This window comes from Phytopseudomonas flavescens (assembly GCF_900100535.1).
Classification (GTDB): domain Bacteria; phylum Pseudomonadota; class Gammaproteobacteria; order Pseudomonadales; family Pseudomonadaceae; genus Aquipseudomonas; species Aquipseudomonas flavescens.
Genome location: NZ_FNDG01000009.1, coordinates 15,916 through 34,876 on the forward strand (window position 1 = coordinate 15,916; position 18,961 = coordinate 34,876).

The 18,961-nt window shown below is 65.0% G+C and carries 17 protein-coding genes; 4 read left to right on the forward strand and 13 right to left on the reverse strand.

The features are described from left to right. Positions 1-9: 9 nt before the first annotated feature. From BLR94_RS13210 to BLR94_RS13225, 4 genes are all read right to left on the reverse strand, one after another. Positions 10-954: a MerR family transcriptional regulator gene (locus tag BLR94_RS13210; RefSeq protein WP_084306220.1), complete on the reverse strand. Its 945-nt coding sequence runs from the start codon at positions 952-954 to the stop codon at positions 10-12. Then, complete coding sequence (locus BLR94_RS13215) at positions 951-1,919, reverse strand: YbgA family protein (RefSeq protein ID WP_084306221.1); 969 nt, start codon at positions 1,917-1,919, stop codon at positions 951-953. Before BLR94_RS13215 ends, BLR94_RS13210 begins: the two co-directional genes overlap by 4 nt. 131 nt (positions 1,920-2,050) lie before the next feature. Beyond that, positions 2,051-2,278, reverse strand: coding sequence for a TIGR02450 family Trp-rich protein (locus BLR94_RS13220; RefSeq protein ID WP_084306222.1), 228 nt, complete (start codon positions 2,276-2,278; stop codon positions 2,051-2,053). Next, positions 2,275-3,267, reverse strand: a complete 993-nt coding sequence (locus tag BLR94_RS13225) for an NAD(P)/FAD-dependent oxidoreductase (RefSeq protein ID WP_084306223.1) — start codon at positions 3,265-3,267, stop codon at positions 2,275-2,277. Before BLR94_RS13225 ends, BLR94_RS13220 begins: the two co-directional genes overlap by 4 nt. 278 nt (positions 3,268-3,545) lie before the next feature. Here BLR94_RS13225 and BLR94_RS13230 point away from each other — a divergent pair, with 278 nt between their 5' ends. Both BLR94_RS13230 and hemH read left to right on the forward strand, forming a co-directional pair. Further along, on the forward strand, positions 3,546-4,445 hold the full coding sequence (locus BLR94_RS13230) for a TIGR01777 family oxidoreductase (RefSeq protein ID WP_084306224.1): 900 nt from the start codon (positions 3,546-3,548) through the stop codon (positions 4,443-4,445). 14 nt (positions 4,446-4,459) lie between these two features. Then, positions 4,460-5,491: a ferrochelatase gene (hemH, locus tag BLR94_RS13235; RefSeq protein WP_084306225.1), complete on the forward strand. Its 1,032-nt coding sequence runs from the start codon at positions 4,460-4,462 to the stop codon at positions 5,489-5,491. Between the two features lie 46 nt (positions 5,492-5,537). On the opposite strand, the gene BLR94_RS13240 is transcribed toward hemH, so the two are convergent. Both BLR94_RS13240 and upp read right to left on the reverse strand, forming a co-directional pair. Then, on the reverse strand, positions 5,538-6,815 hold the full coding sequence (locus BLR94_RS13240; protein WP_084306226.1) for a uracil-xanthine permease family protein: 1,278 nt from the start codon (positions 6,813-6,815) through the stop codon (positions 5,538-5,540). Between the two features lie 3 nt (positions 6,816-6,818). Beyond that, on the reverse strand, positions 6,819-7,457 hold the full coding sequence (gene upp / locus BLR94_RS13245; RefSeq protein WP_084306227.1) for a uracil phosphoribosyltransferase: 639 nt from the start codon (positions 7,455-7,457) through the stop codon (positions 6,819-6,821). A 339-nt stretch (positions 7,458-7,796) separates the two neighbouring features. Between upp and BLR94_RS13250 the strand changes: the two genes are divergently transcribed. Then, positions 7,797-8,354 (forward strand): hypoxanthine-guanine phosphoribosyltransferase, encoded by a 558-nt coding sequence (locus BLR94_RS13250; RefSeq protein WP_084306228.1) that lies wholly within the window; start codon positions 7,797-7,799, stop codon positions 8,352-8,354. Between the two features lie 238 nt (positions 8,355-8,592). Here BLR94_RS13250 and dauA read toward each other — a convergent pair whose 3' ends face one another. Further along, positions 8,593-10,302: a C4-dicarboxylic acid transporter DauA gene (gene dauA, locus BLR94_RS13255; protein WP_084306229.1), complete on the reverse strand. Its 1,710-nt coding sequence runs from the start codon at positions 10,300-10,302 to the stop codon at positions 8,593-8,595. Positions 10,303-10,540: 238 nt separating this feature from the next. Here dauA and BLR94_RS13260 point away from each other — a divergent pair, with 238 nt between their 5' ends. Beyond that, positions 10,541-10,828, forward strand: a complete 288-nt coding sequence (locus BLR94_RS13260) for a PA4642 family protein (RefSeq protein WP_084306230.1) — start codon at positions 10,541-10,543, stop codon at positions 10,826-10,828. Positions 10,829-10,879: 51 nt separating this feature from the next. Here BLR94_RS13260 and BLR94_RS13265 read toward each other — a convergent pair whose 3' ends face one another. The 6 genes from BLR94_RS13265 to acs all read right to left on the reverse strand — a co-directional run bounded on the left by BLR94_RS13265 (position 10,880) and on the right by acs (position 18,452). Beyond that, the gene (locus tag BLR94_RS13265; protein WP_420492686.1) at positions 10,880-11,182 is read right to left on the reverse strand and encodes a DUF2845 domain-containing protein; all 303 of its coding nucleotides are present in this window, start codon (positions 11,180-11,182) and stop codon (positions 10,880-10,882) included. 2 nt (positions 11,183-11,184) lie between these two features. Beyond that, a complete protein-coding gene (locus BLR94_RS13270; protein WP_084306232.1) occupies positions 11,185-11,475 on the reverse strand; it encodes a DUF2845 domain-containing protein in 291 nt (96 codons plus the stop codon). 4 nt (positions 11,476-11,479) lie between these two features. Further along, positions 11,480-14,428, reverse strand: a complete 2,949-nt coding sequence (locus tag BLR94_RS13275; RefSeq protein ID WP_084306233.1) for a DUF748 domain-containing protein — start codon at positions 14,426-14,428, stop codon at positions 11,480-11,482. Between the two features lie 77 nt (positions 14,429-14,505). Then, positions 14,506-15,522, reverse strand: a complete 1,017-nt coding sequence (locus BLR94_RS13280) for a class I SAM-dependent rRNA methyltransferase (RefSeq protein WP_084306234.1) — start codon at positions 15,520-15,522, stop codon at positions 14,506-14,508. A 37-nt stretch (positions 15,523-15,559) separates the two neighbouring features. After that, positions 15,560-16,441: an oxygenase MpaB family protein gene (locus tag BLR94_RS13285; RefSeq protein ID WP_084306235.1), complete on the reverse strand. Its 882-nt coding sequence runs from the start codon at positions 16,439-16,441 to the stop codon at positions 15,560-15,562. Positions 16,442-16,514: 73 nt separating this feature from the next. After that, positions 16,515-18,452, reverse strand: coding sequence for an acetate--CoA ligase (gene acs, locus BLR94_RS13290; protein WP_084306236.1), 1,938 nt, complete (start codon positions 18,450-18,452; stop codon positions 16,515-16,517). Between the last annotated feature and the right edge of the window lie 509 nt (positions 18,453-18,961).

Here is an 18,961-nt window from a genome sequence, read left to right on the forward strand (position 1 = left end):
TGAGTCGTCCTATTCGAGCAAGTGGCGATCGGCGAGCGTTTGCAGCGCAGCGAGGGGGCCGGCGGTGAAAACGATGTCGGCGCCGCTGGCGGCATTGGCGGGCAGCGGCACGGTGCCTGACGGCTCATCGAAACCGACCAGCAGGCAGGGAATGCCATGGTCAGCGAGCCATTGCCGGGGCGAAGGCTCCTTGCCGGAGGTGTTTTCCGTCTCGCAGAACAGCAGCAGGGCGCGGGGTTGCCGGCGGGCGATGGCCAGCGGCAGTTCATTCGGTGGAATCGGCCCGTCGAAGGCATCTACCGGGCAGCCGGCAGTGCCGATCAGCCAGGCACACAGCCATAGCTGTGGTGACATTGGCAGTGGGCCCAGATTGATCAGCAGCAGGGGCTTACCGGTGTGCTGCCGGTTGTCATGGTAAACGCGGGCGCCAAGCTTGCTGCGTAACCAGCTGTACAGGAACAGCCGCTCGGTCGTCGCCCCTGGGCGTTGCGGCCAGCGCCTCTCCAGAGTGTCCAGCAGCGGCAGAAGCAGGTGCTGGCAGAGAATCTGCGGTGGGTAGAGTGCCAGTTCGGCATTGAAACGTTCGTCCAGTTGGCGCTCGTCGAGCAGGTGGATGGCGTGGCACAGGCGCTCGCGCTTTTCCTGCCATTGCGAGGACTGCTCGGCGGGCAGCGGCTGGTCGACGCGCAGCAGCCCCTTGACCTGGCCAACCGACACCCCGCGGTTGAGCCAGCCGAGCACCGCCTTGATGGTCTGTACGTGCTCCGCGGAATACAGGCGGTGGCCCTTGGCGGTGCGGTGCGGAACGATCAGGCCGTAACGCCGTTCCCAGGCGCGCAGGGTGACCGGGTTCACACCCGTCAGACTGGCCACCTCGCGGATCGGCAGGTAGCCGTCGACGAACGCTTCCCGGCCAGGGTCGGCGCCCCCTGTAGCATCCCTTGGCTGATTCATAGGGCATTGCGCAGGCTGAGGTTTTCCGGGTGCGGCTGCAGGTAGACCTGCTGCGCGATGTAGCTGTCGGGGTGCTGGCGGAAGTGGTGTTTGAGCAGCGTCAGTGGTACCACCAGGGGCACGATACCGTGCCGGTATTGGCCGATGAGCTGCTGCATTTCCTGTTTTTCTGCAGAACTCAGGGAGCCTTTCAGGTAGCCGATCAGGTGCTGCAGCACGTTGGCGTGGGTACCGCGAGTGGCGCAGCGTTTCAGGGCCGTCATCAGTTCGCCGAAATAGTGTTCGGCCAGGTCGTGCAAGTCGCGTCCGGAAAGGTCGCCGAGCAAGCGGCCGAGGCGCTTGTAGCGCAGTGGATCGGTGGCCATCAGCAGGTATTTATGGCGGGCATGGAACTCGATCAGCTTGCCGCGGCTCAGGCCCGACTGGCACAGCGCCTGCCACTGCGCATAGGTGAACACTCGGGTCAGGAAGTTTTCACGCAGCACCGGGTCGTTGAGCCGGCCATCTTCCTCGATCGGCAGATTCGGGTGGCGCTGGCACAGCACGCTGGTGTAGAGACCGCGACCTTTCGGCTCGCTGGGGTGGCCGTTGTCCTGGTAGACCTTGACGCGCTCCAGGCCGCAGGACGGCGACTGCTGCATGACGATGTAGCCGCTGATGGGGGGCAGCTCGGCCGCCACCTGCTCGCCGTAGGCGGTCAAGGCCTCGGTGTGATCCTGCCCGGGGTGCACCGTGCCGACGGCCCGCGGTGCCGCCGGATCGCCGACCAGGCGGATCGGCTCGCGAGGCGTGCCCAGTCCGATGGCGACCTCGGGGCAGAAGGGCACGAATTCGAAATGGTCGCTCAACTGATCCAGGCACAGTCGCGAGGCCTTGTGCCCGCCGTTGTAGCGCACTTCGGCGCCGAGCAGGCAGGCGCTGACGCCGAGCGTGGGTTTCTGCTGATGGAGCGGGCTGGCTGGCATGGCGCACCTTCGATGATGTTCTTGTACAAGAATTTATTTTTGTACAAGTTTCATCTCATCTTAAGCGCGATCTTGTACAAGTCAAATGCTCTGTACAGCATCCGGCCGCAGGCCGGATGACCTGCAGCGTTTCACTGCCAGCCCATCTTCCAGTTTTCGGCATTCTGCAGAGCGCGCCAGTCGATGCGCTGGGCACGCTTGCTGAGTACCGCTTGCAGCTCCACTTCCAGTACCGTGCCTTCTTCGTCGCAGAACAGTTCGGTGACGATAAAGTGCTTTTCGCGGTTCTGCGGCGTGGCTGCCGTCCACTTGGACAACAGCAGCTTGCGCGGGGTGAGGCGATGCTTGGCGGTGTTCACTGGTTGTGCGCGATCAGTTTACGGGCTGCTTCCTGGCCGCTGAGCCAGGCGCCTTCGACCCGACCGGACAGGCACCAGTCGCCGCAGGCATACAAGCCCAGGTCGGCATCGGCGAGCGCCCCCAGTTGATGGGCCGCCGTCGGCCGCGCGTACAACCAGCGGTGGGCCATGCTGAACACCGGTGCCGGTACGGCGCAGCCGATCATTTCCGCGAAGGCGCCATGCAGTTGCTCGATCACCTGCTCCTTGGACAGGTCCAGATGCTGGCGGCTCCAGCGGCTACTGGCGTGCAGGATCCAGGTGTCCAGCGTGGCATCGCGGCCCGGTTTGCTGCGGTTGCGCGCCGTCCAGTCGAGTACCTCGTCCTGCACGAAACAGCCCTCGAGTGGCGTCTTCAGGGGGGCTTCGAAGGCCAGTGCCACGCCCCAGGTCGGCTCCATGCTCACGCCTGCGACCGTGCCGGCGAGCTTGGGCGCCGCTGCCAGCAGCGCGCTGGCCTGGGGAGCGGGCGTGGCGACGATGACATGGCTGAACGGCCCGTGGCTTTCGCCATCCGCATCGAGCAGGTGCCAATACTGTTCGCCGCGAAACACCTCGGCGATACGGCAGGAAAACCGTACAGGCAAGGCGCCGAGCATGGCGCGGGTGATGGCGCTCATTCGTGGTTTGCCAACCCAGCGTACTTGTTCGTCGGCCGATGGGCTGAGTGTACCGTTGGCATAGTGGTAGAGACTGGGCGTCCATTCTTCGACCCAGCCGCGGGCCTGCCACTGCTGCACGGCCGCGGCGAAGCGCCGGTCGCGGGCGGTGAAGTACTGCGCGCCAAGATCCAGGGCGCCGGCTTCGCTACGCTTGCTGGCCATGCGGCCGCCGCTGCCGCGGCTCTTGTCGAACAATTGCACCGGGTAACCCGCGGCATGCAGGGCTTCGGCCGCGGACAGGCCGGCGATACCGGTGCCGATGATGGCGATGGGGGGTGTAGGGGTCATGTCTACCTCACGTGCTGTCGGGCTGTCGCAACGGCATGGCGACAGCCCGCTTGTTCCCAGGCTACGCCTTGGACATATCTCATACAATGTACAATTGATGTATAAGCTTATGTCCCTGTTGGCCAGTGCCTGCAGCCAGGGCATCTATCCTTGAGAATAGGCGCGGGCGCCAATAGTTTCCCCGTTTCTGTCGGCAGCTTGCCTCGCCGAGGTCGAAGGCCTGTCAGCGACCTGCCCGCCACGTGGAAATCCGCAGCACCCATAGCGAGGAACCTGCCATGCATATCCTGATCACCGGCGGTACCGGCCTGATTGGCCGCAGGCTTTGTCATCACTGGGCCGAGCAGGGGCACCAACTGACGGTGTGGAGTCGTCGCCCGGCGCGTGTCGCAGCGCTCTGTGGTACTCGCGTCCGGGGTATCGGGCGCCTGGAGGATCTGGGTGACGCTCCGCTGGATGCCGTGGTCAACCTGGCCGGCGCTCCTGTCGCCGACCGTCCCTGGAGCAAGGCCCGCAAGCAACTGCTGTGGGAAAGCCGCATCCAGCTGACCGAGCGCCTGCTGGCCTGGCTGCAAACCCGTGAGCAGAAACCGGCGGTGCTGTTGTCGGGCTCGGCGGTGGGCTGGTATGGCGACAGTGGCGAACACGTCGTCGACGAGCAGGCACCGCCTGGCGCGGATTTCGCCGCGCAATTGTGCGTGGCCTGGGAAGACACCGCACAGCAGGCCGAGGCCCTGGGAATTCGCGTGATCCTGGTGCGTACCGGGCTGGTGCTGGCGAAGGAGGGCGGCATGCTCAAGCGCATGCTGACTCCATTCCGCCTCGGGCTGGGCGGCCGCATCGGCGGCGGACGCCAGTGGATGCCGTGGATTCATATCGCCGACCAAATCGCCCTGATTGATTTTCTCTTGCAGCAGGAGCAGGCGCGCGGTCCCTATAATGCCTGCTCGCCGCACCCGGTGCGCAACGGCGAATTCGCCCACGAGCTCGGCCATGCCGTGCACCGGCCCGCCATATTGCCGCTACCGGCCTTTGCGTTGCGCGCCGGCCTGGGCGAAATGTCGTTGCTGCTGCTGGGCGGACAGCATGCCCTGCCGGTGAGGGCGCAGGAGGCCGGCTTCGAATTCCGTTTCACTCATCTGGACGTGGCTCTGGTGGATTTGCTGAGCCTTCATTAACAGGATGACATTGCATGACCAATCACGCCTTACTGCTGGTCAATCTCGGCTCCCCGGCCTCTACCGACGTCGCGGACGTCAGGAGTTATCTCAACCAGTTCCTGATGGATCCCTATGTGGTCGATCTGCCCTGGCCGCTGAGGCGCCTGCTGGTGTCGCTGATTCTGATCCGCCGCCCGGCGCAGTCGGCCCATGCCTACGCGTCGATCTGGTGGCCGGAGGGCTCGCCGCTGATCGTGCTCAGCAAGCGTTTGCAGGAGGCGATGAAAAGCCAATGGACCCAGGGGCCGGTGGAACTGGCCATGCGCTACGGCGAGCCCTCGCTGGAAAGCGTGCTGACCCGTCTCGCCAGCCAGGGCATCGAGCAGGTCACCCTGGCGCCGCTGTATCCGCAGTTTGCCGACAGCACCACCACCACCGTTATCGAAGAAGCCAGGCGAGTGGTGCGTGAGTGCAAGCTGCCGATCCGTTTCGCCATCCTGCAGCCGTTCTTCGACGACCCCGACTACCTCGACGCCCTGGCCGAAAGCGCGCGCCCATACCTGCATGAGGATTTCGATCACCTGCTGTTGAGCTTCCACGGGTTGCCGGAGCGACACATTCGCAAGCTGGTAAAGGGCCTCGACCCGAAGCACGACCTGCGCCGCCCTGACAGCGTGGGGGTCAGCGACGCGGTGCTGGCGCGCTGTTACCGCAGCCAGTGCCAGCGCACCGCCGAGGCATTCGCCGCGCGCGTGGGTTTGCGGCCCGAGCAGTGGTCGGTGTCGTTCCAGTCGCGGCTGGGCAAGGACAAGTGGATCGAGCCCTATACCGAAGCGCGCCTCGACGAGCTGGCTGCGCGAGGTGTGAAGAAACTGCTGGTGATGTGCCCGGCCTTCGTTGCCGACTGCATCGAGACCCTGGAAGAGATCGGTGATCGCGGCCGTGAGCAGTTCGTCGAGGCGGGGGGCGAGAGCCTGCAACTGATCCCTTGCCTGAACGACGACCCGGGCTGGGCGGCGGCGCTCAAGAGGCTTTGCGAGCGGGCGCCGCAGAGCGTGGGGTAAGACCGCGCGCCCGGCTGCTGGAGCCGGGCACGATGGTTTTGATCGCTTAAATGTCCGGTGCGTCGTCCGCGCTCTTCTTCTTCCAGCCGTCGTTGCCCGGCAGGATCAGGTTCAGGGCGATGGCGACGATGGCGCACAGGGCGATGCCCTTGAGGCCGAAGTCGTCCGGGCCGTCGCCGGTGCCGATCAGCACGCCGCCGATACCGAACACCAGGGTCACCGAGACGATCACCAGGTTGCGTGCCTCGCTGAGGTCGACGCCATGGCGGATCAGGGTGTTCATGCCCACGGCGGCGATGGAGCCGAACAGCAGGCAGAGAATACCGCCCATCACCGGTACCGGAATGCTCTGCAGGATGGCGCCGAACTTGCCGATGAAGGCCAGGGTGATGGCGAAGATCGCCGCCCAGGTCATGATCTTCGGGTTGTAGGCCTTGGTCAGCATTACCGCGCCGGTGACTTCCGCGTAGGTGGTGTTGGGCGGGCCGCCGAACAGGCCGGCTGCCGAGGTGGCCAGGCCGTCACCGAGCAGGGTGCGGTGCAGGCCCGGTTTCTTCAGATAGTTCTTGCCGGTGACGCTGCCCACGGCGATCACGCCGCCGATGTGCTCGATGGCCGGCGCCAGGGCTACCGGCACGATGAACAGGATCGCCTGCCAGTTGAAGGCCGGCGCAGTGAACGCCGGCACTGCCAACCAAGGGGCGCTGGCCACGTGGCCGAGGTCGAGGGCGCCGAAGTAGAGCGATAGCGCGAAGCCCACCAGGATGCCGGAAATGATCGGCACCAGGCGGAAGATGCCGCGACCGAATACGGCGACGATCAGGGTGGTGAGCAGGGTTGGCATGGAGATCCACATCGCCGTGCTGTAAGGCAGCAGTACGCTGCCGTCACCGGCTTTGCCCATGGCCATGTTGGCGGCGATCGGTGCCATGGCCAGGCCGATGGAAATGATCACCGGGCCGATCACCACCGGCGGCAGCAGGCGGTCGATGAAGCCGGTGCCCTTGATCTTCACGGCCAGGCCGAGAAAGGTGTAGACGAAACCCGCCGCGACCACGCCGCCCATGGTTTCCGCCAGGCCGAACTGGCCCTTGGCGAGGATGATCGGGGTGATGAACGCGAAGCTCGACGCCAGGAATACCGGAACCTGGCGACCGGTGACGATCTGGAACAGCAGGGTGCCCAGGCCGGCGGTGAACAGCGCCACGTTGGGGTCGAGGCCGGTGATCAGCGGCATCAGCACCAGGGCGCCGAAGGCCACGAAGAGCATCTGCGCGCCGGACAGCACCTGACGCCACAACGGATCGTTGAATTCGTCGTGCATCGATCAGGCGTCCTTCTGCTTGGTGCCGAAGATCTTGTCGCCGGCATCACCCAGCCCGGGGATGATGTAGCCGTGCTCGTTGAGACGCTGGTCGATGGAGGCGGTGTAGATCTTCACGTCCGGGTGGGCTTCGTTGACCGCCTCGATGCCCTCGGGGGCGGCGACCAGCACCATGGCGCGGATTTCCTTGCAGCCGGCCTTCTTCAGCAGGTCGATGGTGGCGACCATCGAGGCGCCGGTGGCCAGCATCGGGTCGATGATCATCGCCAGGCGCTCGTTGATTTCCGGCACCAGCTTCTCCAGGTAGGTGTGCGCCTGCAGGGTTTCCTCGTTACGTGCCACGCCGACGGCACTGACCTTGGCTCCCGGGATCAGGCTGAGCACGCCGTCGAGCATGCCGATGCCGGCCCGCAGGATCGGCACCACGGTGATCTTCTTGCCGGAAATCTTCTCGACCTGCACGGGACCTGCCCAGCCCGCGATTTCGTAGTTTTCCAGCGGCAGATCCTTGGTCGCCTCGTAAGTGAGCAGAGCGCCCACTTCCTGGGCCAGTTCACGGAAATTCTTGGTACTGATATCCGCGCGGCGCATGAGACCGATCTTGTGGCGAATCAGCGGATGGCGGATTTCGAGGACTGGCATTGCGGGGTCTCCGGCAAAAATGGGCAAAAAACACGCTAGATTAAAGCATTGCGCCAGGGGATGGGCGCTGTGCAGGTGGAACTTTTTCCGGCCGCCCTCGCAGGCCACCGCCCAGGCGGTACCAAGCAGGGTTCGCGACGATAGGGGATCCGGCAGCAACCGGCATGCCATTGGTCGAGGACGTTGCCTGATGCTTGCGCGGCAGTCGTCGGATGCGTAACGTTGCCGCCTTTTTCCGAACCGGTAATCAGCTTGTGCGCCGGGGCCAGCCATACAATGCGAGCGGCGTTCGGCAGAAGCAGAGCTGCACCTGAACGTCGCCGCCAACGAGGACCCGCTATGCCCGCCGATCTCGCCCATATTCGCCAGGTAATGGCCGAAGCCGACTGCCTGTACAGCAACGCTGAGGTGGAAGCCGCCATCGAGCGCGTCGCCATCGCCATCAACGCCGATCTGGCCGAGCGCAACCCGGTGGTGTTCTGCGTGATGAATGGCGGGCTGATCTTCTCCGGCAAGTTGCTGACCAGGCTGAATTTCCCGCTGGAGGCGTCTTACCTGCATGCCAGCCGCTACCGCAACCAGACCAGCGGCGGCGAGCTGTTCTGGAAGGCCAAACCCGAAGTCTCCTTCATCGACCGTGATGTGCTGATCATCGACGACATCCTCGACGAGGGGCACACTCTGGGGGCGATCATCGATTTCTGTCACCACGCTGGCGCCAGGGCGGTGCACACCGCCGTGCTGGTCGACAAGGACCACGACCGCAAGGCGCGCCCCGATCTCAAGGCCGACTACGTGGGCCTGACGTGCGTCGACCGCTACGTCTTCGGCTATGGCATGGACTACAAGGGCTACTGGCGTAATGCACCGGGGATCTATGCGGTGAAGGGACTCTAAGCAGGCTGTGTGAAAACTACTACGCTCGGTCATGCGGCGTTAAAAACCGGCTGGAATGCCAGCCCAGTCAAAATGCTCATTTACAACGCGTAAACTGCGCTTTTGACTTACTTCGTTCGCCCTGCGGGCCAGCCTTCGGCTGTTACTCCGCTGCGCTACGTTTCGCCGGTTTGCGGGGGCGCCCAGCCCTTGCCTGACCTTCGCTCGCTACGTTTTCACACGGCCTGTAAGCCCCCGCTTATTCGCTGGAGCCTGATCGCCAGCTCTCGCAGATCGCCCGGGCACGGGGCAGATCCCGGGCATAGCTGAGGCAGCCATGGGCATTCTGCAGGCCGGCACGGCGCAGCTTCAGGCGCAGCGACGGTGAGGCGCCGCTGACGATCAGGGAAATACCGTGTTTGCGGTACTCCAGCACGACGCTGTGCAGCGCCGCGAGCGCCGTCATGTCGAGCATCGGCACGGCGCTGAGGTCGAGAATCACCACCTGAATATGCGGGTCGAGGCGGCGCAGGGCGCCGAGCGTGCGCTCTGCGGCGCCGAAGAACAACGGGCCGCGAATGGCCAGCGCCTGCACGTGCTCAGGCAGGTCATTGAGGGCCTGGTGGCTGTGCCGTGGCAGGCTGTGGGTGTCGGTCAGTTCACTCATGCGCTTGATGAACAGCCCGGCGGCCAGCAACAGGCCGACGCCCACCGCCAGCACCATGTCGAACAGTACCGTGAGCAGCAGGCAGGTCAGCAGCACCAGCACATCGCTGCGGGGGGCGATGCGCAGGGTGTGCGCCACATGGTGGGCTTCGCTCATGTTCCAGGCGACGATCAGCAGCAGGGCGGCCAGGGCGGCCATCGGCAGGTAGCTGAACAGCGGCGCGAGAAACAGGATGGCGGCCAGTACCACGGCGGCGTGGATGACGGCCGCCAGCGGCGAACGCGCTCCGGCCCTGACGTTGGCCGCGCTGCGGGCGATGGCGGCGGTCGCGGTGATACCGCCGAACAGGGGCGCGACCAGGTTGCCGAGGCCCTGGCCGAGCAACTCGGCGTTGGGGTCGTGCTTGCTGCCGGTCATGCCATCGGCGACCACGGCGCAGAGCAGCGATTCGATGGCTCCGAGCATGGCGATGGCGAAGGCCGGGGCCAGCAACTGGCGAATCAACTCGAAGGACAGGTGCAGGGGGTGGCCATCGGCGCCAGGCAATTGCCAGGGCCAGGCGAAGGTCGGCAGAAAGGGTGGGATGCCAGGGTAACTGACGCCCTCGACGCTGTAGCTGAAACGCTCCCCCAGCGTCGCCACCGGTAGGCCGACCCGTTCCAGCAGCAGACCCAGCAGCGCGCCGATCGCCAGCGCCGCCAGGTGCCCGGGAACGCGCGGTACCAGTCGTGGCCACAGCAGCAGGACGCCAAGACAGACCAGCGCCACCAGGCTGTCGCCCGGGCGGATGCCGGGCAGGGCCTGGAACAGCGCCTGCAACTGCTCCACGTAGTGGCCTGGCGGCCCGGCCAGTTGCAGACCGAGCAGGTCCTTGACCTGCAGGGTGGCGATGACGATACCGATACCCGCGGTGAAACCGAGGGTAACCGGGTAGGGAACGAATTCGATCAGGCGACCGGCCTTGAGCAGCCCCAGAGCGATCAGTATCAACCCGGCCAGCATGGTGCACAGCAGCAGGCCACCGATACCGAACTGCTGGGTGATCGGCAGCAGAATCACCACGAAGGCGGCGGTGGGGCCGGAGATATTGAAGCGCGAGCCGCCGCACAGGGCGATCAGCGGGGCAGCGACCAGTACGGTGTAGAGCCCCTGTTGCGGCGCCACGCCGACGGCGATCGCCAGGGCCATGGCCAGGGGGATGGCGATGATACCCACGGTGAGGCCGGCGCCCAGGTCGCCACGCAGGCTGGCCCAGGAATAATCGTGCAGGCTCTGGCGACAAGCGGCGAACAGGGTGGGCATCGTGGCGTTTCCTAGGCTCTGTTGACGTTGCGCCGCCAGTATAGGAGCGGGCAGCGCAAACCGGTACTGGCTTGCAGGCAGTCGGCCCGGGCGCAGCGATGCCTGGTTCACGCCTGTGCTCTCGGGAGAGCGGCAGGCCCGAGGCGATTGGCCTGGCAGGCCGGCGAGCTGCGTTGAGCGCTTGCCACGCCGGGGTTACACTGCCGCCCCCGTGTGGTCTGGTTTGCTGGAGTGAGCGATGCGTAAAGACAAGAAGCAGGTGATTGGCGATGAGGTGAGCGACGAGCAGATCAAGCTGTTTCTCGCGGTGGAACCGGCGGATGCCACACCGCCCTCGCTGCACAAACTGGTCAAGGCCTACCGCGGCCTGCGTGACCACGACTTCGAGCGTTTCGTCGGCTTCTTCGTCGAAGCCGGCTACGACCTGAATGCCAAGGATGCCGACGGCAATGACTTCGTCGCCCTGATCAGGGATCAGCGTCAGTCCGAGCCTTACATCCAGGCGATCGAAGCCGCACGCGGCTGATCGCATCCGGGTGACGGTGTCCTGCCGTCGCCCGTTCCGATCGACTGGCGGCTAATCGCCGCGTTTGCTGTCGATCCTGTTCAGGCGGTTGCCCTCGAAACGCAGAAAGTAGTTCATGCCGTTGCGCGGGCCGTAATTCCATTCCTCTATCTGCACTTCATGGGTGAAGCCGTAGCTGTCGGTCTGGTCCTTGTAACCGATGAACGCACGGTTGTTCGGTTCGCCGCATTTGGACTGGACTTCGGCGGTGCTGTCGCCGGTGCTCGCCAGCGCGCTGCCGCAGCGCCAGGTCGAGGCGTTGGCGATGCCGGCCAGCAGCATCAGCAGGGTGCAGGAGATCAGTGTCTTTATCATCGTCATTGCCGGCGTTTGCGCTCGATGCGCGTCAGCCGGTTGCCCTCGAAGGTCAGGATGGTGAACATGCCGTTGCTGGGCTCGTAGGCCCATTCCTCGACGTTCGTTTCACGTCGGTTGTAGGCGCCGAGCGTGTAGCCGACCGGATCGCGGAAGGCAGGCTCGCCACATTTGTGCATCACTTCGAAGGTCCGGTCACCAAGGTTCACCAGCTTGCTGCCGCAGCGCAGGGTATCGGCCTGGCTCAGTAGCGGGGTGGCGCATAGCGCCAGCATCAGACCCAGTCGTTTCATGTCGTCACTCGCTGCCCAGGTGTAGGGGGGTGGCCACCCGGCCATCGCTGGCAGCGTCGCCGATGCTGACGTCGAGCAGGTAGATGCGTGCGTCCGCCAGCTTGCCGCTATCGACCAGATAGGCCTTGATCGCTGCGGCACGGTCCTGGGCCAGCTGGCGCAATAGGCCCCGGCTGTCGCTCCAGGACTCCAGTACGGCATCGCGCAGGCGCAAGGTACGCTCGTCACTGTCGAGCTCGGCCCACTCGGCTGGCGGCTGCTGTTTCAGGCGTGCGCGGTAGATGCCCTCCAGCAGTGGCGCCTTCTCGCCGTCGGGGACTACCAGTAGCTCGGCGCTGGCCGGTACCTGATCACCGCGGCGCTGCATGATGCGATACAGATAATCCTGATACTCGCGCTCCAGGCGCTGCGCAGCCATCAACGGGCCGTCGCTGCTCTGTGCGCTGGCGCCTTCGACTTCCAGGCGCAGGGTCGGACGCTCCTGCAGGGCCCTGGCGAGCACGTCCAGCGACTGTTTCGCCTGGCTGTCCAGCTCGTCGCTGCCGGCGGCGAAGACCACCGTGCTCAGGTCCATGTCGGCGCCGCCACTGACCAGCCCGCCGATGAACTTGAACGGCGCCTGGGCGGCGCGCAGCACCAGGTTGCGCAGGGTCTGCCAGACGATCGGCATGACGCTGAACTGCGGGTTGTTGAGATCACCCTGCAGTGGCAATTCGATGGAAATCCGCCCCTGGGTGTCCTTGAGCAGGGCTACCGCCAGGCGGATCGGCAGGTTCACCGCATCCGGGCTGTCGACCTTCTCACCGAGCTGCAGTTGCTCGACCAGTACCTTGTTCTCGGCGTTCAGCTTGCCGTCATTGATGCGGTAGTGCAGGTCCAGATTCAGGCGGCCCTTGCGGATGCGGTAGCCGGCGAATTTGCCGGAGTAGGGCGTCAGGGTGGTCAGTTCGACCTGCTTGAACTGGGTGGCGATATCCAGGCTCTGCATCGGGTCGAAAGGCGTCAGGCTGCCTTTGATGCTGACGGGGGCGTAGCGGTCGACCTTGCCGCTGATATCCACGGGCGCCGGTTTGCTGCTGGTGCTGTCGAGGGTGCCGATGCGGCCATTGAGCTGCTGCACGGCGGTGGCGAAATTGGGCCTGAGGCTGAAGTCGGCGAAGTTGGCCGAGCCGTCCTTCAGGCTGACCTCGCCGATACGGATCGCCATCGGCTTCTCGGCGGCGGCCGAGGACTGCGCCTGGGCGGCATTGCCGGCGGGCTGCTTGATGATCAGGTCATTGACGTTGGTGGTCAGGTCTTCGTTGATGATGAAGCGTGCATAGGGCTGCTCCAGATCGACCCGTGCGATGTCCAGGCGCTCGCCATGGCGATAGTCGACGCCGCCCAGGTCCAGTTGCTTCCAGCGCAGCAGGTCGCGGCCCTTGAGGGTGTCGAGAGTGTGCAACTGGGTGATCTGGGCGGTGCCCTGAACACGCAGAGCCAGAGGTTCGGTTGCCGTGAGCTCGACGCCAAGATCGCTGCTCAGCAGGCCGCTGCGCAGTTCCAGGTGCACGAAGGGGCTGATGTAGGCCTGTGCCACACGCAGGTCGATATTGCGGGTGGCGACCTTCAGGTTGGCGGTGGTCGGGCTCAGTTGCACCTGGCCCTCGGCCTGCAGCTTGCCCTGTTTGCCGACCCCGGTATCGAGCTTGAGCGCGAAGGGCGAGGTGCCGAGGCTGTCGAAGTTCTGCATGTCCAGATCGAGCGGGCCCAGCTCCACGGCGACTGCTTCGTTCGGCACACGGTCGACGAGGTGCGCGTGGTAGTCGCGCAGTTGCACGTCCTTGACCTGCACCTGCCAGGGCTTGGCGGGTTGCTTGGCGGCTGGCTGTGCCTCGTTGCCGGCAGTGGCAGTGGCAGTGGCTTCGGGCTTCGGTGCATCTGCCACAGGCGCCGGCGTGGCGGCTTGCTGCGGTTTGCCGGCCAGAAGTTTCTGCCAGTCGAGTTCGCCATCGGCCTCGCGGGCCGCCCAGGCTTCCAGTTTCTGCCCGCGTACCTTGCCGATCACCACCTGCTGCTTGGCCAGGTCCAGAGAGGTTTCGCTGACTTCGAGGGAATCCAGTTTCACCAGCGGCTTGCCGTCCGGCGCCTGCATGGCGAATGGCGCTACCTTGATGCGAGCGTCGCTGAGCAGCAGCTCGGTGCCGTCACGCAGGTTCAACCGGTAGTCGGTGGACAGGCTCACGACGCCTTTCTCCAGTACCAGCGGAACGGCGTCACGCACGTAGGGCCAGAACGCCTTCATCGGCTCGTCGGTGATCTTCAGGGTGCCGCTTGAGCTGATCGGGCTCAGGCTCAGCTCGCCGCTCCAGTCGATACGGCCGCCAGCCGGGCCGGTGGCCACCAGGGTCATCTCGGCGTTGTCATCGGGCAGGGTGCTGAGGTTGCGCAGCTCGAGATTGAGGTCATCGTAATGGATGTCGATCGGCTCCTGCGGACGCAGGTCCTGGAAGTGCAGATTGCCGCCCAGCAGTTCGATGCGGTCGATGCGCAGGGGGAACGGCTCGCTGGCTTCTTCCGGCTGTTTCTCGCTGGCCGGCAGCTCGAACAGTTGCGCCAGGTTGAGGGTGCCATCCCTGTCGAAACGCACTTCGGTGTGAGGCTTGACCAGCTTGACGTCGGCCAGGTGCAGGGCGCCGCTCCACAGACTGTCCAACTGCAGGTTCACGGCCAGGTGCTCGAAAGCGACCTGTTCCTTGCCGGGCGCCCCCAGGTGCAGCCCCCAGAGGTCCAGCTCGAGGGTAAAGGGATTGAGCTGTAGCCGATCCAGCCGTGCAGGCTCGGTCGCGTAGTGCTCCAACTGCTGATTGGCGATGCGCAGGGCGATGCCGGGCAGGATGAGGAAACCGATCAGGCTGTACAGGCCAATGGCAATCAGCAGAGCGGTGGCGGCGCGTCGCAATCCTTTGTGCATGGTCTTGCTTCATCTTCCTGGCGAGAGTGCCTTGGATTATGGCATGAGCCCTGGGTTCCGCGGCACGCCGCGCGGGCTCAAAAATGCAGGACGAGGGTTTTCAGCGGCGGGTTGCCATCGGTGGAGGGGAAGTCCGCGGCGGGTAGCAGTTGTTCATGCTCGCGCACCGGGCGCCCCAGTTTGCTGGCGCAGCGCAGCACCTGCTCGCGCCAATCGGCCATCGGCACTTTCGCCAGATTGTTGCAGCACACCAGGCTGCCATGCTCGGCAGTGGCGAGAATCGCCGGTTTCAGCAGGCTCTGGTAATCGCGCAGCAGGTCGACCGTGCCGAAGGCGCTCTTGGCCCAGGCTGGCGGGTCGAGAAACACCAGATCGAACGGGCGCTGCTCGAGGCGTGGGTAACTCGGCAGCTTCTGGCCGCGGCGCGCGGCGATGGGCAAGCCGGCCCACTGGCGGATCGCCGGGAAGTAGTCCGACTGGACGAACTGCATGGCCGGCAACTGCGGGTTGAGCGCGCCATTTTCGCGACCGACCGCGAGGTTGCCCTCGGCGAAGTCGAGATTGACCACTTCCCGTGCGCCGCCCGCCGCGGCATTGAGGCCGACACCGCAGGTGTAGGCGAACAGGTTGAGCACGCTTTTCCCGGCGCTGTGGCGCTGAATCCAGCCACGGGCATTGCGCAGGTCGAGGAACAGCAGCGGATCCTGGCCCGCATGGCGGCCTCGCACGCGGTAATCGAGGCCCCATTCCCGACCCACCTGATCGGCCAGGGCTTCGTCGCTGGCGCTGTAGACGGGGTCGCTGCGATCGACACGGGAGTTACCGCCGGAACGGTCGTTGTAGACCAGCAGCGTGTGCAGCCCGAGGGTTTCATTGACCTGCTCGTGCAGCGCCAGCAATTGGTCGCGGGTCAGCGTCTGGTGAAAGCTCTGCACCATCAACTGCTGGCCATAACGGTCGACGGTCAGGCCGCCGGCGCCCTCCTGGCTGCCGTGGAACAGGCGATAGCAATCGGTCTGCTGTGCGTGCAGCTCGGCGATCAGGGCGTGGCGATTGGCAAGCGCGGTGCGCACTGCCTGGTCGAGAGACGGCATGTGCGGCGACTCTGTGAATGGGAAAGTGCGCAGTTTATCACCCTCGATAGGGCGGCAGGCCCATGCGTATCCGCGACTTGTGCAGCGAGCCGCTGCGTACCGCCCAGCGGATGATCGGTGCGATGGCATGCACGCCGCTGCGAGTCAGGCGGCTGCGCAGCGGTGTCATGCGCTGGTCGAGCATGCTCTGCGCCCAGCCCGGTAACAGGTCGATACCGGCTTGCAGGAACAGCTGGCCAACGGGGGCTGCCAGCCTGCTGGGTGCCGGTGCGCTGAGCAGGATACGCAGGATCTCCCGGGAGCGCTCGTCGCACAGTAACTGGCCACGCATGCGCTCGAGATAGTCCGCTATCTGTGCGCGGTTGCGTGGTACCTCGCAGGCGCCCAGGCGCTCGGCGACCAGGGCGATTTCTGCGTAGTAGCGATCCTGATCGGCTTCGCTCATGCGTGGATTCAGGTAGCGCAGGTGCGCCTGCAGGAAGCTGTACACCTCGGCCACATGCACCCAGGTGAGCAGATGCGGGTCACTGGCGGCATAGGGGCGGCCGTCCGGCGCGGTACCGACCACGTGCAAATGAATGCGTTTGACCTTGTCGATCAGCCAGTCGGCGTCGTCGCGGCTGGCGAAGGTGGTGCCGGAAACAAACTGGCCGGTGCGGCGCAGGCGACCCAGCAGGTCCTGGCGAAAATTGGAATGATCCCAGACGCCAGACAGGGCGAGGGGATGCAGGGCCTGCAGCAGCAGGGCGCTGACTCCGCCAATGAGCATGCTGGTGAAGTCGCCATGGATACGCCAGCACACCGATTCCGGGCCGAACAGGCCGGGGTCGCCCTTGGGATTCTCGAAGTCGATCTGCCCCAGCGCGATGCCGCTGAGGCTGAGTACCTGGCTTTCTATACGACGGCGGATGACTTCCATGGCGCGAGGTTAATGTGCCCCGTTGCGTGCCACAAGTCAGCGGACGGCTTGAGATCGTCCCAGGGAGCCTGCGTCAGGTGTTGAGCCGCTCGGCCACCAGGCTGTCGACCACGGCCGGGTCGGCCAGGGTCGAGGTATCGCCCAGGCTGTCCAGTTCGTTGCAGGCGATCTTGCGCAGGATGCGGCGCATGATCTTGCCGGAGCGGGTCTTCGGCAGGCCCGGCGCCCACTGGATCAGCTCCGGTTTGGCGAAGCTGCCGATTTCCTTGCCGACCAGGCTGAGCAGCTCCTGCTTCAAGGCCTCGCTCGGCTCGATGCCGTTCATGGTGGTGACGAAGGCGTAGATGCCCTGGCCCTTGACGTCATGGGGGTAGCCGACCACAGCCGCTTCGGCCACGGCGTCGTGCAGCACCAGCGCGCTTTCCACCTCGGCGGTGCCGATACGGTGGCCGGAGACGTTGATCACGTCGTCGATACGCCCGGTGATCCACCAGTAACCGTCCTCGTCGCGGCGTGCGCCGTCGCCACTGAAGTAGTAACCGGGGTAGGCGGTGAAGTAGGTCTCGAGCATGCGCTGGTGATCGCCGTAGATGCTACGAATCTGGCTTGGCCAACTGGCCTTGATGGCCAGTACGCCGGCACCGGGTCCGTCGATTTCCTTGCCTTGCTCGTCCAGCAGCACCGGTTGCACGCCGAAGAATGGGCGGGTCGCCGAGCCAGGCTTTAGGTCGGTGGCGCCGGGCAGTGGGGTGATCATGATGGCGCCGGTCTCGGTCTGCCACCAGGTGTCGACGATGGGGCAGCGCTGTTCACCGACCACGTTGAAGTACCACTCCCAGGCTTCCGGGTTGATCGGCTCGCCGACGCTGCCGAGCAGGCGCAGACTGCTGCGCGAGGTTTTCTTCACCGGTGCTTCGCCTTCGCGCATCAGCGCGCGCAGAGCCGTCGGCGCGGTGTAGAAAATGTTCACCTGGTGCTTGTCGATCACCTGCCAGAACCGCGAGGTGTCGGGGTGGTTGGGCACGCCCTCGAAGATCAGGCTGGTGGCGCCATTGGCCAGCGGGCCGTAGACGATGTAGCTGTGCCCGGTGACCCAGCCGACATCCGCGGTGCACCAGTAGATGTCGCCATCGTGATAGTCGAACACGTACTTGTGGGTCATCGCCGCCTGCAGCAGGTAGCCGGCGCTGCTGTGCAGCACGCCCTTGGGTTTGCCGGTGCTGCCGGAGGTGTAGAGGATGAACAGCGGGTCTTCGGCGTCCATGGGCTCGGCGGGGCAGTCGGCGGCCACCTGCTGCACGGCCTCGTGGTACCAGCGATCGCGCTTTTCGTCCCACTCGACCGGGTTGTGGGTGCGCTCGACCACCAGCACGGTGGACACCTTGGGGCAGTTCTTCAGGGCCTTGTCGACATTGCCCTTGAGGGGGATGAACTTGCCGCCGCGCACGGCCTCGTCGGCGGTGATCACGGTGCGGCAGTCGGCATCGAGGATTCTGTCGCGCAGGGCATCCGGCGAGAAGCCGCCGAACACCACGGAGTGCACGGCGCCGATACGGGTGCAGGCGAGCATCGCGTAGGCCGCCTGCGCAATCATCGGCATGTAGATGCACACGCGGTCGCCTTTCTTCACGCCGCATTGCCTGAGCACGTTGGCCAGGCGGCAGACCTGCTCGTGCAGTTGCCGGTAGGTGATGCTGGCTGCTTCCCCGGGGTCGTCGCCTTCCCAGATCAGCGCCACCTGATCGCCACGTTCGGCCAGGTGACGGTCGATGCAGTTGTAGCTGATGTTCAGCCGCCCGCCGGAAAACCAGCGAATGTCGCCGTTGCCCAGGCTGCCGCTGAACACCTCATCCCAGGGTTCGAACCAGTCGAGAAAGGTTTTGGCCTGCTCGCCCCAGAACGTCCGGGGATCGTCGACCGACTGGCGGTAGAGGCGCTGGTAGGCGGCCTCGTCGAGGTGGGCACGCTGGCGTGTTTCGTCGCTGACGGGGTGGCGGCTGATCGTGAACATGGCGGATTACCCTTGTTGTTATAGGAGCTGAGCAGGGCACGTCTACAAACGCCCTCGGCTTTGGCTTGCGGCGTCGTTCCACTTCCTGCAGCGATACCGCCGTGCCTCGTCATCGCTGCGTCGAGGGCCGCTCCGTGGGCGAGTCCAGGCCAGGTGCCTCCCTCGAACCGCTCCTGTGCAGCACCTGAAGGGCACCTCTAGAAACTACCTGCGTTGTCATCGCAACGTTAAAAACAGGCTCGAATGCGAGTCCAATCATGCTCATTTACAACTGGTAAACTCCGCTTTCTCGCCTGTTTTTGCCTCGCGCTGACTGCCTCGCCTACGTTGTTAGAGGTGCCCTGAAGTCGCAGGCTTTTGACTCACTCGCTTCGCCGTGCCGGCCCGCTTTCGGCTGTTACTGCGCGGCGCGAGGTTCCGCCTGTCTTGCGGGGCGCCATCGGCCGTGTGTCGATGGCCTCGCCCGGGCAGGGAGAGACTCGACAGACCTAAGGTTAGCAGCCTGGTTT

What these genes read in the sequence shown, in the direction of transcription:
- BLR94_RS13210 (WP_084306220.1), bottom strand. Translation starts at nt 954, where the DNA reads ATGAATCAGCCAAGGGATGCTACAGGGGGCGCCGACCCTGGCCGGGAA.
- BLR94_RS13215 (WP_084306221.1), bottom strand. Translation starts at nt 1,919, where the DNA reads ATGCCAGCCAGCCCGCTCCATCAGCAGAAACCCACGCTCGGCGTCAGC.
- BLR94_RS13225 (WP_084306223.1), bottom strand. Translation starts at nt 3,267, where the DNA reads ATGACCCCTACACCCCCCATCGCCATCATCGGCACCGGTATCGCCGGC.
- BLR94_RS13230 (WP_084306224.1), top strand. Translation starts at nt 3,546, where the DNA reads ATGCATATCCTGATCACCGGCGGTACCGGCCTGATTGGCCGCAGGCTT.
- hemH (WP_084306225.1), top strand. Translation starts at nt 4,460, where the DNA reads ATGACCAATCACGCCTTACTGCTGGTCAATCTCGGCTCCCCGGCCTCT.
- BLR94_RS13240 (WP_084306226.1), bottom strand. Translation starts at nt 6,815, where the DNA reads ATGCACGACGAATTCAACGATCCGTTGTGGCGTCAGGTGCTGTCCGGC.
- upp (WP_084306227.1), bottom strand. Translation starts at nt 7,457, where the DNA reads ATGCCAGTCCTCGAAATCCGCCATCCGCTGATTCGCCACAAGATCGGT.
- BLR94_RS13250 (WP_084306228.1), top strand. Translation starts at nt 7,797, where the DNA reads ATGCCCGCCGATCTCGCCCATATTCGCCAGGTAATGGCCGAAGCCGAC.
- dauA (WP_084306229.1), bottom strand. Translation starts at nt 10,302, where the DNA reads ATGCCCACCCTGTTCGCCGCTTGTCGCCAGAGCCTGCACGATTATTCC.
- BLR94_RS13260 (WP_084306230.1), top strand. Translation starts at nt 10,541, where the DNA reads ATGCGTAAAGACAAGAAGCAGGTGATTGGCGATGAGGTGAGCGACGAG.
- BLR94_RS13265 (WP_420492686.1), bottom strand. Translation starts at nt 11,182, where the DNA reads ATGATAAAGACACTGATCTCCTGCACCCTGCTGATGCTGCTGGCCGGC.
- BLR94_RS13270 (WP_084306232.1), bottom strand. Translation starts at nt 11,475, where the DNA reads ATGAAACGACTGGGTCTGATGCTGGCGCTATGCGCCACCCCGCTACTG.
- BLR94_RS13275 (WP_084306233.1), bottom strand. Translation starts at nt 14,428, where the DNA reads ATGCACAAAGGATTGCGACGCGCCGCCACCGCTCTGCTGATTGCCATT.
- BLR94_RS13280 (WP_084306234.1), bottom strand. Translation starts at nt 15,522, where the DNA reads ATGCCGTCTCTCGACCAGGCAGTGCGCACCGCGCTTGCCAATCGCCAC.
- BLR94_RS13285 (WP_084306235.1), bottom strand. Translation starts at nt 16,441, where the DNA reads ATGGAAGTCATCCGCCGTCGTATAGAAAGCCAGGTACTCAGCCTCAGC.
- acs (WP_084306236.1), bottom strand. Translation starts at nt 18,452, where the DNA reads ATGTTCACGATCAGCCGCCACCCCGTCAGCGACGAAACACGCCAGCGT.